The organism is Bacillus sp. AR2-1, assembly GCF_008368755.1.
Classification (GTDB): Bacteria; Bacillota; Bacilli; order Bacillales; family Bacillaceae_G; genus Bacillus_A; species Bacillus_A wiedmannii.
Map to the genome: position 1 here is coordinate 520,513 of NZ_QORY01000007.1, position 12,557 is coordinate 533,069.

Here is a 12,557-nt window from a genome sequence, read left to right on the forward strand (position 1 = left end):
AGTGGGGGGCCATCCCCCACTGATTATTAGCCCTCACCAATCGGGCTTTTACGGGCAGTTGATTCCCCACCGAACTTCTTTGCTTCCGCTGAATTTTGAGGTGGGGGGTCTTACTGCCCGGCAAATAGCGGGATAAAAAATAAGCCCTCGCTTTATGAGGGCTTGTTTCATATTTATTTTCCAAATCTTTTACGGTATCCACATTTCCTGCATAGCTCTTCGACTGCAACTCTTTTCGAAAATCCATCGACAATGTTTGTTGCTCTTTCACCTTCTATAATGTTAGAAAATGAGTCATTATTAATATTCCCAAGGTTAATAATCCCCTCACCATCTAAACAACAAGGAATAACCGTTCCGTTTGCTAAAATACCAGCTTGATTTCGAAGACCATGACAGAATCCTTTTCCATCATCCTCTTCTTCATGTAATGCTGGCCACTGGAATTCATAGTCTTGATTAATAAAGACACGTTCCGCAATTTTTATACCTTTTCCTGGTGTAAGCTTCTCTTCGATTTGATAAGATAGACCAAACTCATTTTCAATGATGGATAATAAATCTCTATTTTTCTGGATTTCAGCATTTGTTTTATTATCCTGAGTTAAATTCCATAAACGTAGTGAAACAATTAAATCTGATTGACTTGTCGCCTCTCTAATGAAGGAAAGTATACTCCTTACATAACCTTCTTTATCTTGCGAACCTGGATGCCCATCAAAACTGTGCAGTGAAAAATTCATTTGTCTTAAAGCAGGCTTATTTAACAGTCTATGCCTTCTTTTATTAATTAACGTTCCGTTCGTTGTAATATTAACTTTAAACCCTTTTTCATGGCTTAAATCTAACAATTGATCTATTTTTGGATGGAGCAATGGCTCACCCTTCACGTGCAAATAAATGTAGTCTGTGTGAGGTTTAATTTGGTCTAATCTTTTAGCAAAATCCTCCACAGAAATGAATTGCTTCTGCCTTTCCGTCGGCGGACAAAAGCTGCACGCAAGATTACATACACTCGTAATCTCCAAGTAAAACTTTTTAAACTTCTTCACCTTTAATTCCTCACTTCTATGACTACTTATACTTTTTCCTCTTCATATTACAACACACTTTTTTATAAATAGAAACATACTTATTTTAGGAAACCTTCGTACTACCTATTAATATTTAAAAGACCATCGGTGGTTTTTGCCCAATGGTCTTTTTTACTCTTTTTATATACAAAAAGTAATTTTATTTATGATACGGTTCCCCACGATTAATACGAAACGCTCTATACACTTGCTCAAGCAATACTAATCGCATTAATTGGTGTGGTAATGTCATCTTTGAAAAAGAAAGAGATTCGTTTGAACGCTTCATTACTTCTGAACTTAGTCCAAGTGATCCACCTATTACAAATGCAACTTTACTCTTTCCATATGTAGCAAGACGATCTAAGCTTACTGCAAATTCTTCTGATGATTTTTGCTTTCCTTCTATCGCTAACGCAATGACATGCGTATCGTCAGAAATTTTATCCAGTATACGTATACCTTCTTTTTCTTTTACAATTAACATTTCTGCTTCACTTAAATTTTCTGGCGCCTTTTCATCTGGCAATTCAATTACTTCTACTTTTGCGTATACAGATAATCGTTTTAAGTATTCTGCTATACCTTGTTTTAAATATTTTTCTTTTAATTTCCCAATTGAAATAATCGAGATATTCACACTCATTCCCCACCTTACAAACATGTTATCCACATAACTTATCCACATATCCACAATTGTTACCCACATATTGTGTGAGAATCTGTGTTCGATACAACATATGTCGCCTCGTTTTGACAAAATTCACATGTTTTTTTCTCTTTTTCCGAGTTATCCACACTGTTGATAACTGGTGCAACTTCACACTCATCCACAATAATATCTAAAGCTAATTCAACATGTTCTAAACAACAAGGTAAATTCATATTCTTCACCTCACTTTTCTACAATAGAAAACAGGAGGTAGGCCCTCCTGTTTTTAATACTTTTGAATGCCTAGTTTAACCGTTGTTGTTGCTCGTTTTGTACCACGATAAAACGTAAGAGTCATTTTATCATTAATTTTTTTATCATATAAGGCCGTACGGAATCCGATAATATCGCGAACCGGTTTTCCATCTACTGCTACAATCACATCGTGTTCTCGTAAACCAGCATCTACACCTGGCGAAGGACTCTTCACATCTAAAATGCAAACTCCCTCTGTTACATTGCCTGGTAAATGCAATGTTTTTGACCAATGGTAATTTGGAATCTCATTTAACGATCTAAGTTCAATTCCAACATACGGTCTCCTTACTTTTCCGTACTTCTCTAATTCATTCATAATTGGAACAGCTCTAGTAACTGGAATAGCTAGTCCAATTCCTTCTACTTCTTTTGCTGCAATTTTCATTGAGTTAATGCCTATTAATTGACCTGCCGCGTTTACAAGCGCACCACCACTATTACCTGGATTAATCGCTGCGTCTGTTTGCAAAACTTCTACTTGCCAATCGTAATGTCCATCTTGATCCAAATCTACAGGAACAATACGTTCCTTAGCTGAAATAATGCCTTGTGTAACGGTTCCTGAAAATTGCAGCCCGAGTGGGTTTCCAATCGCAATGACCGGTTCTCCTCTACGAACAGTATTAGAATCGCCAATCTCAATTATTTTTTTCACATGCTTTGCATCTATTTCTAGTACAGCCAAATCTGTGACTACATCCGTTCCTAATACTTTTCCCGGAACCTTCTTACCATCACTTAAACTTACTTCAATACGATTTGCTCCAGCAACAACATGATTATTCGTTACAATATAAGCTTGGCCATCTGCTTTTTTATAAATTACACCCGATCCTGTACCAGCTTCTGAATCTGCCTCTGAAAAATTATCTCGTTGAATATTAATAACGCCAACAACAGCTTCAGACGCACGATCAACAGCATCAACGAAGCTAATCTGTTTAATTCCTTGAGCTTCAGCCATATTACTTCCACTTGCTTCAGCTTGCGGAAGCGCCCCCGCATCATTCGCAAATAAAGGAGCTCCAAATGCAAATAACGAAGCTCCTACAATTGTTCCTGCTATACTAGAAATAACAATACCTTTATGCTTCTTTTTTCTTGCACGTTTCATACGATAATTTTCTTCATCAATAAAGGACATATTTGTTCACCCATCTTCCTGAAAACAACTATATTCACCTTTATTGTTTACTAAAATGAAGAATTATACGTATTGAATTTTTGTAGGCATTTTCGGATCTGTATCATGAATTTCAAAGGCTTCTCCCACTCCAAATCCTTTTTCCTCTAATACTTGTGATACTGACATACGTGCGAGCTCTTTCATGTTATTATCTAAACTTAAATGAGCTAAATAAATATGTTTTGTCTCATCTGTAATTACATCCGCCATCGCTAATGCAGCGTCCTCATTACAAACGTGACCCACATCACTTAAAATACGTCGCTTAATACTCCATGGATAACGTCCCATACGAAGCATTTCCACGTCATGATTACTTTCAAACACGAAAGCATTAGCACCCTTAATAACACCTTTCATACGGTCACTCACGTATCCCGTATCTGTAATAAGGGCTAACTTTCTATTATTGTTATGAAAAGCATAGAACATCGGCTCTGCCGCATCATGAGAAACCCCAAATGACTCGACCTCAATATCACCGAATGTTTTCACATCCCCAACTGAGAAAATAAACTTTTGCTCAGTTGGGATATTTCCTATTAAATGTTCCATTGCATTCCATGTTTTCTCATTTGCATAAACAGGTAAATCATATTTACGTGCCAATACACCTAACCCTTTAATATGGTCACTATGTTCATGTGTTACAAGAATACCTGATACATCATTTATATTTAGTTCTGCCTGTTTAAATAAAGCCTCTGTTGCTTTACCACTTAAACCTGCATCGACGAGTAATTTTTTTTCATCTGTTCCTACATATAGCATATTCCCTGTACTTCCACTTGCAAGTACGCTAAAATGCAACCCCATTCTTTCTCACTCCAGTATGTTCATCAACCACTTGATTTTCCCTTTCCCCTAATTCCATAACTTGTCCTTCAATTGCATTTACAAAGAAGTCCTGCTTCTGCTCCGTTTTTAAATTCCATGTTGGAGCGAGTACTTGGTTATTAGAAGTAGATGCGGTAAGGGTGGCATAACCAATTTGTGCTTCTTTTACATGTGTATTCCCATGAACTTTATTTTTTAAATACAGATTTTCTAAAGCTGTTTGAGCAGTAATAATTTCTTGCTGTTTCGTTTTTTCACTTTCGCCCATTTCTTTTAAATCAGTTAGCATCGTCTGCGTGTACGACACAAGTTCATTTTTTTCATTTAATTCCACAACAATCATTGCCTGATCGTTATAGAAAATAGGCTTATCTTTATATTTTTGGAAGAAGTAAATTTTAGAGTCTTTCATCGCCCCAAACTCATACTTTTGTCCATCCAATACATAGTTCTTCAAAAAATCACTATACTTATCTTTGGATAATGATTTTGTATTTAAGAAGGGCTCTTTTAGCTTACTTTCTATTTTGTACATATTTTGTATATGCACCGTTTGACTCTTTAAAGACTGTACATCTTCTTCTTTAAATGCCTTGTTTTCTGCCCTAATAAATGACTCTTTTTTCGGTTCTTTAGGGAAATTACCCATAGTAATTTTGTTTGCTTTTAATTCTTGATCTATCTTTGTTTCTGCAATAAGCTCCAATTGATTACTATCTTGCTTTTGAATGAATTGAAAAATGAGAAAGAGGTCCAAAACAAAAAAGGTCACAATAAATATGGTTTTAATCCGATCCCAATCCATTTAGTCCTCCCTCACTCCACTCATATATTTTTTGTTTACCCGCTTCATCTTCAACAAACTTTACATACCAAATTGGCTGTAGTCGAGCTACTTGCCCATCTAGTGATAATTTGTATCCAATACCAATGTCTTTAATGAATCGTTTATCTACCGCGGCATTATTTTCTAAGGATGCTATTACAACGTGACCTGATGGAAGAGTAACCTTCTGTTCTATACCTTTCGTATTTAAAGACAACAACGGTCTTTCATATTCCATTACTTCTTCTGATCCCCATACTTGTCTTAATTCAGCTAATCCATCTGTATTAAATACGGAATATCCATCTTCATGTAAACGGAATACCGTCTGTCCTTTATTCATATAGTCCAAACGATATGAATCCAAACTCCCACTGTGACCATTTACAAAATCAAAGCTTTTTTGTAAAAGCATTAAATTGTCTGTCGTTTTCTCACTTGAAACAGAAGAATTTTTATACTTTAGCATATGACGATCGTTTTCAATCTCCATGGACCTAATACCATCTGTAAATGTTTCTTTCGATTTCTCGGTAATAGGGCTTAAATAACGTGGGTCACTAAAAAGAGCATTCTTAAATGTGTCGACCGCTAAATTAGATGAAATATATGTTATATTACTTAATTCTGTCGTTCCATCTGGTAAAAATAGCTTTTTCATATCATTAATTTGATAGTCAAAATAAGGTTTTGCCGATACTATAAATTGATTTTGTGCATTTACAATATCTTTTAAATACACACCACTTAATTTTGCTTCATATATTCTAGAGTTATCGCCATCAGAAACAAAATTAATTTTAATTTCTTGATCCCTACTTCTAGAAGGATCAAGAATAATTCGATTAAAATGTTTAGGCTTATCTATACTTTTTTCTTTCATATTAAACATAGATTTAACTGCATCAAATGGGATGTTGGTAGGAAAAACAAGTTCCATTTTCCCTTCACCATGCACATAAGAAAGGAAATCAGCCTTAGCAATCGATATCTCTTTGAAATCATGTAATTCCCCTGCTTCCAAAGGTTTATAGATTGATTCTATATCTCCCTCTCTTTTGCTCCCGTAATGATTTTTATCTTTATGCACGATGATAGAAGTAGGGCGGACAACATCAGCGATTTTAGTTTGAGTAATTCCTTCATTCCCCTGCACAAATTTTGCGTTTTGCATAGACGTGGAATCTGGCACATACGTCCATAAGTTAAAAGTAAGAAATAGGCTAATTACAACTAAATTAATTAAAACTATCGTTTTAACATTTTCCATACTCATTCCCAATCGTCCTCTTCATCCGCTGCCATTGGCAATGTGAAGTAAATAGTTGTCCCTTTTCCTTCCTCACTCTTCGCCCAAATCGAGCCACCATGTGCCTCAATCATTTCTTTCGCAATTGCTAATCCAAGTCCTGTACCACCCATTTGTCTTGAACGTGCTTTATCTACGCGATAAAAACGTTCAAAGATTTTATCGACGTTTTCTTTTGGAATACCCATTCCTTGGTCACTTACACTAATCTCTAATAATTCCCCGCGATCACGTAAGCGATATGTTACTGTTCCACCTTCTGGTGAATACTTTAATGCATTCGAAATAATGTTATACAAAACTTGCGTAATTTTATCCGTATCCATATCAATAAATCGGGATTTCTTAGAGAAAGATCGTTTGAAACTTACGTTTTGCTCTTTAGACATTTCAAAACGATCAATAATGTTATTAAAGAAGTCAGTAAAGTCGACCCATTCTTTCATTAAACGATGTTCTGTACTATCAAGTTTAGAAAGTTGCAATAACGCATTTACAAGTCTAATCATTCTTTCTGTTTCTTCTTGTGTAACTGTTAAAAATTGCGGTGCAATATTCGGATCTTGCCACGCGCCGTCCGTAAGTGCCTCTAAGTAACTGCGCATCGTTGTTAATGGCGTTCTTAATTCATGGGAAACGTTTGCCACAAACTCACGGCGTTCCCTTTCTATACGCTCCTGCTCAGTTACATCATATAATACGGCAATTAAACCATTTGCTTTCCCTGTCTCTTTTTGAATAACAGAGAAACTAGCACGTAAAATATATGGCTCATTTCTCGTACTAAAATCTAATAAAACAGAATCAGGCTCTTCGTATAAATGATCGAGCGTAAATTCTTCTTGTATCCCTAATACTTCTAAAACAGATTGATCGAGCGCCGTTTCACGAGAAACATTTAGCATCTTTTCCGCAGGATCATTTAATAAAATAATGTCCCCTTTTCGGTCAGTAGCAATTACTCCATCTGTCATATGTGATAAAACAGATGATAATTTACGTCTTTCACTTTCCGTTGAAGAACGAGCTTGTTGTAATTTTTTTGATAAATTATTGAAAGATAATGCTAATTGTCCAATTTCATCATGGCTATGCACTTTTACTTTTCTTGAATAGTTTCCTTTTGCCATTTCAATCGCTTGTCTTCGCATATCTGAGATTGGTCTCGTAATCGTTTGAGCTAACAAAATTCCAAGTACAGCTGTTACGAGTAATGCAATAACGGTTCCAGTCGCAAAAATTTGATTAATATCCTTCATCTGTTTATAAACATCTTCCATAGATGCAACAATGTAAATAACACCAAGTGCATCCTTGCCGTTATCATCTAGAATAGGAGTAAGCATAACTTGTACACGATGGCCTGTACGACCATCTTTCTCAATTTTCACTTCTGGCTTTTTTTGTACCAATACCCGCTGAACAGCTATATCAGTTGATGTTCTATTTACCTTGTTTTGCTTTGACTCATCTGAAATAGCGAGTAACTTTCTATGCGAATCAAATACACTTACCTCTTGGATATCTTTCTTTCGATCAGAGGCAAATTTTCGAATTGAAGTTTTAATCGTTTCATCTGTTGATTCTGTTTCTGCTTTTGTATAACTTTTTTTAAACTCTTGTTTCAGATTATATGATAATAGGTTCGTTTGCTGCGTTAAAGAATCTCTAAAGCCTTGTACAAGACTCTTTTCTAACTCTCTTACAAAATATACTCCAATAACCTGCATAGCTATCAATATTAATAGCATATATATGAGTACAAATTTTAAATGAATAGATTGAAAAAAACCAACTTTCTTCATATACTATTCCTGCTCTGGGTCACGCAAGTAATACCCTACTCCACGTCTAGTTACAATTAAAGTAGGATGACTTGGATTATCTTCAATTTTTTCACGTAAACGACGCACTGTTACATCCACTGTACGTACATCTCCAAAATAGTCATAACCCCAAACTGTTTGCAATAAATGTTCACGAGTCATAACTTGTCCTAAATGTTTGGCTAAATAATGTAGTAGCTCAAATTCACGATGTGTAAGTTCAATATTTTCCTCACGTTTCGTTACACTATACGCATTTGAATTGATAACGATTGGTCCAATAACCATTTCCGTATTTTCTTCTTTTTCTGCAGCACCACCTTGTTGATGGCGACGTAAATTCGCCTTCACACGAGCAAGTAATTCCCTCGTACTAAATGGCTTCGTTACATAATCATCTGCTCCAAGCTCAAGCCCTAATACTTTATCAATTTCAGAGTCCTTTGCTGTAAGCATAATAATCGGCATTTCTGAGCTTTTACGTATTTCACGGCAAACCTCTAAGCCATCCTTACCTGGTAGCATAATATCTAATAAAACCATATCTGGCTGCTCTTCATTCGCTTTTTCAATCGCTTCATCACCATCATGCGCCATTACAATTTCAAAACCTTCTTTTTCTAGGTTGAACTTCAAAATATCCGCAATCGGCTTTTCATCATCAACTACTAAAATTTTCTTTCCCATCATCGTCTATTTCCTCCTTATAAAGTGAAACTTTAATCGGTGGGGGTTTTCTTCATCCCACACCGATTATTAGTTGAACCAATCGGGCATTTACGGGCCGTTGATCCCACACCTAACTTCTTTACCTTCGCTGAATTTTTGGGTGGGGTCTTACTACCCGGCAAATAGCGGGTAAAAATATGGTCAATATCCCTAAACACATTGATGTCTACATAGTATGTCCCTATATGACCGCATCTTTTGCTTAAGTACTTTCTCCTCTATTCTCACAGACTCATGTATGATCCACTTTTACACAGAATCTATACGATCTATAGAAAAACCTCTAGCTTCAACTGCTAGAGGCTCCTCATTCTATTGTAAAATAACTACCCACATTTGTAAAACTGGACAAAATAAAAAGGATATTAAGTGGGCCCACTTAATATCCTGAGAGTGGCTCGGGACGGAATCGAACCGCCGACACGAGGATTTTCAGTCCTCTGCTCTACCGACTGAGCTACCGAGCCAAAACTATATATAAAACCACTAATGGTGGTATAAACAAAAGTGGCGGTCCCGACCGGGGTCGAACCGGCGATCTCCTGCGTGACAGGCAGGCATGTTAACCACTACACCACGGGACCAAAAATGAACATAAAAAAAACATGACCCGTACGGGATTCGAACCCGTGTTACCGCCGTGAAAGGGCGGTGTCTTAACCACTTGACCAACGGGCCACGAAAAATAAAATGGTGAGCCATGAAGGATTCGAACCTTCGACCCTCTGATTAAAAGTCAGATGCTCTACCAACTGAGCTAATGGCTCATACTCACCAACGTCATATTTTCGTGACGACAAGATGTATCATAACATGTTTTCTTTGTTTTTTGCAATACCTTTTTTTATTTTTTTATAAAAGATAAGAAAAAACTCATGCGGACATGAGTTTTTTCTCAAAAATATCAATTAAGCTTCGTATACGTTACGAACAATATTTGTTTGGTTACGATCTGGTCCAACTGAGAACATAGATAATTGAATTCCTGTTAACTCAGAAACACGTTCTACATATTTTCGTGCATTTTCAGGAAGCTCGTCTAATGATTTTACACCAGTAATATCTTCTGTCCAACCTGGAAGCTCTTCGTATACAGGCTCACATTTCGCTAAAATGTTTAAGTTTGCTGGAACTTCATCGATCACTTCGCCATTGTATTTGTAAGCAACGCAAATTTTAAGAGTCGGAATACCTGTTAGAACGTCGATAGAATTTAATGATAAATCTGTTAAACCACTAACACGACGTGCATGTCTTACAACAACGCTATCGAACCAACCTACGCGGCGTGGACGACCAGTTGTCGTTCCATACTCACGACCAACTTCACGAATTTGATGACCAATTTCATCATGAAGCTCAGTAGGGAAAGGACCATCACCTACGCGACTTGTATATGCTTTACACACACCTACAACGCGAGTAACTTTCGCAGGACCAACTCCAGTTCCAACTGTTACACCACCAGCAATCGGGTTAGAAGATGTAACGAACGGGTACGTACCGTGGTCGATATCAAGCATAACACCTTGTGCACCTTCAAATAATACACGGTGATTGTTATCTAGTGCATCATTTAATACAACAGACGTATCACATACATATTGCGCGATTTGTTGTCCGTACTCGAAGTACTCTTCGAAGATTTCTTCTACACTGAAACCTTCTGTATCGTACATTTTTTCAAATAAACGATTTTTTTCTACTAAATTGCGCTCAAGCTTTTCTTTAAATGCTTCACGGTCTAAAAGATCAGCCATACGAATACCAATACGAGCAGCTTTATCCATATATGCAGGACCGATACCTTTTTTCGTTGTACCGATTTTGTTATCACCTTTACTAGCTTCTTCTAATTCATCTTGTTTTAAGTGATAAGGTAAAATAACGTGCGCACGGTTACTTACACGTAAATTGTCAGTACTTACACCACGATCGTGTAAGTATTTTAACTCTTCAAGTAATGCTTTCGGATCTACTACTAAGCCATTTCCGATTACACAAATTTTCTCTTTATAGAAAATACCAGATGGAATTAAGTGTAATTTATATTTAACTCCGCCGAAAACAATTGTATGTCCCGCGTTATTTCCACCTTGATATCTTGCAACTACTTCCGCATGCTCAGAAAGAAAATCAGTGATTTTACCTTTTCCTTCGTCGCCCCATTGTGTTCCTACAACTACTACTGAAGACATTATTAAAGCACCTCCGCGATTTTCAAACGATCTATTCAAACAATATAATTGTACCAAAACCGAAAAAGAAGTCAACCAAAAAGCGAACATTTTTTTATTAAAAAACATTTTCGTTCGTAAGAATTATATTTTCACACTATGAAAGCCTTATCTTTCCTATAAAAAAAAAGAAACACATCTTATTATAAGAAATGCATTTCTTTTTTATACTATCTTTATGCAGGCGGCGCATGTCCATCCTCGAAGCGACGTTCTAAGTTAACGAACTTATTGAACTCTTTAACGAATGCGAGCTCTACTGAGCCTACGGGACCGTTACGCTGCTTTGCAATAATAATTTCAATCGTATTTTTATTTTCCGTTTCTCGGTCATAGTAATCTTCACGATATAAGAAGGCTACAATATCAGCATCCTGCTCGATACTTCCCGATTCACGAATGTCAGACATCATCGGACGTTTATCTTGACGAGATTCTACACCACGAGATAACTGTGACAAGGCAATAACAGGCACTTGTAATTCACGCGCAATCCCTTTTAATGTACGAGAAATCTCAGATACTTCCTGCTGACGGTTTTCTCCTGATTTCCCGCTTCCTTGAATAAGCTGTAAATAGTCAATTAAAACCATCCCTAGACCTTGTTCTTGCTTTAATCTACGGCATTTCGCTCGAATCTCATTTACTTTAATCCCCGGTGTATCATCAATATAGATACCAGCATTAGAAAGGCTCCCCATCGCCATTGTTAATTTTGCCCAATCATCAGAAGTTAATGAACCGGTACGCAGTCTTTGCGCATCAATATTTCCTTCTGCACAAAGCATACGCATAACAAGCTGATCAGAGCCCATCTCTAGACTAAAAATCGCTACATTTTCATCAGTTTTCGTCGCTACGTTTTGTGCGATATTTAATGAAAATGCGGTTTTCCCTACTGATGGACGTGCCGCTACGATGATTAAATCATTTCGCTGGAAACCTGCGGTCATCTTATCTAATTCTGTAAATCCAGTTGGTATCCCAGTAACTTCACCTTTTTGATTATGCAAAAGTTCAATTTTATCGTAAGCATCTACAAGAACATCTTTAATGTTTTGGAATGCTTTTGCATTTGTTTGGTGAGATACTTCTAATATTTTTTTCTCAGCCTCATTTAAAAGACCATCCACGTCATCTTCTCTCTCATACCCATCAGACACGATATGAGTCGCTGTTCGAATCAAACGACGTAATAGCGCCTTTTCAGCGATGATTCGTGCATAATATTCTACGTTAGCAGCGGTTGGAACAACTTCTGCTAATTCTGCTAAGTAAGAAACCCCACCAACTTCTTCTAATAATCCTTGATCAGCCATTGCTGACGTCATTATTACTAAGTCAATCGGCTCTCCTTTATCAGATAACCCAAGCATGACTTCAAAAATCTTTTGATGTTTCGTTCGATAAAATGAGTCAGGTACCAATAATTCCGATGCTGACGTTAACGCATCTTGATCAATTAATATGGCCCCTAAAACCGCCTGCTCAGCCTCTATATTATGCGGAGGGGTACGATCAGCCATTACATCACTCATACGCAATCCTCCTTGCTTAACTTATT

At 36.8% G+C, this 12,557-nt stretch carries 11 protein-coding genes and 4 tRNA genes; all 15 read right to left on the reverse strand.

The window, feature by feature from the left end:
• Positions 1-173: 173 nt before the first annotated feature.
• Entirely contained in the window at positions 174-1,052 is an 879-nt protein-coding gene (locus tag DT250_RS09380; RefSeq protein WP_000713629.1) for a radical SAM/SPASM domain-containing protein, read from the reverse strand.
• A 181-nt stretch (positions 1,053-1,233) separates the two neighbouring features.
• Positions 1,234-1,713, reverse strand: a complete 480-nt coding sequence (gene rlmH, locus DT250_RS09385; protein WP_016079551.1) for a 23S rRNA (pseudouridine(1915)-N(3))-methyltransferase RlmH — start codon at positions 1,711-1,713, stop codon at positions 1,234-1,236.
• 59 nt (positions 1,714-1,772) lie between these two features.
• Complete coding sequence (locus tag DT250_RS09390) at positions 1,773-1,958, reverse strand: CxxH/CxxC protein (protein WP_001052833.1); 186 nt, start codon at positions 1,956-1,958, stop codon at positions 1,773-1,775.
• Between the two features lie 53 nt (positions 1,959-2,011).
• Entirely contained in the window at positions 2,012-3,187 is a 1,176-nt protein-coding gene (locus tag DT250_RS09395; protein ID WP_098075873.1) for a S1C family serine protease, read from the reverse strand.
• 63 nt (positions 3,188-3,250) lie between these two features.
• Complete coding sequence (locus tag DT250_RS09400; RefSeq protein ID WP_000522836.1) at positions 3,251-4,045, reverse strand: MBL fold metallo-hydrolase; 795 nt, start codon at positions 4,043-4,045, stop codon at positions 3,251-3,253.
• Complete coding sequence (locus DT250_RS09405; RefSeq protein ID WP_000383735.1) at positions 4,029-4,871, reverse strand: two-component system regulatory protein YycI; 843 nt, start codon at positions 4,869-4,871, stop codon at positions 4,029-4,031. The genes DT250_RS09400 and DT250_RS09405 overlap by 17 nt, the downstream gene beginning before the upstream one ends.
• Complete coding sequence (locus DT250_RS09410) at positions 4,852-6,168, reverse strand: YycH family regulatory protein (RefSeq protein ID WP_149212993.1); 1,317 nt, start codon at positions 6,166-6,168, stop codon at positions 4,852-4,854. Before DT250_RS09410 ends, DT250_RS09405 begins: the two co-directional genes overlap by 20 nt.
• A complete protein-coding gene (walK, locus tag DT250_RS09415) occupies positions 6,165-8,006 on the reverse strand; it encodes a cell wall metabolism sensor histidine kinase WalK (RefSeq protein WP_000755378.1) in 1,842 nt (613 codons plus the stop codon). The genes DT250_RS09410 and walK overlap by 4 nt, the downstream gene beginning before the upstream one ends.
• A gap of 3 nt (positions 8,007-8,009) precedes the next feature.
• Complete coding sequence (gene walR, locus DT250_RS09420; protein ID WP_000971866.1) at positions 8,010-8,717, reverse strand: cell wall metabolism DNA-binding response regulator WalR; 708 nt, start codon at positions 8,715-8,717, stop codon at positions 8,010-8,012.
• Between the two features lie 433 nt (positions 8,718-9,150).
• Positions 9,151-9,223: transfer RNA gene (locus tag DT250_RS09425), tRNA-Phe, on the reverse strand.
• A gap of 41 nt (positions 9,224-9,264) precedes the next feature.
• Positions 9,265-9,340 (reverse strand) — tRNA-Asp (locus DT250_RS09430).
• 22 nt (positions 9,341-9,362) lie between these two features.
• Positions 9,363-9,434 (reverse strand) — tRNA-Glu (locus DT250_RS09435).
• Positions 9,435-9,447: 13 nt separating this feature from the next.
• Positions 9,448-9,523: transfer RNA gene (locus tag DT250_RS09440), tRNA-Lys, on the reverse strand.
• 141 nt (positions 9,524-9,664) lie between these two features.
• Positions 9,665-10,954, reverse strand: coding sequence for an adenylosuccinate synthase (locus tag DT250_RS09445; RefSeq protein WP_000100228.1), 1,290 nt, complete (start codon positions 10,952-10,954; stop codon positions 9,665-9,667).
• A 215-nt stretch (positions 10,955-11,169) separates the two neighbouring features.
• Entirely contained in the window at positions 11,170-12,531 is a 1,362-nt protein-coding gene (gene dnaB, locus DT250_RS09450; protein ID WP_001286242.1) for a replicative DNA helicase, read from the reverse strand.
• Between the last annotated feature and the right edge of the window lie 26 nt (positions 12,532-12,557).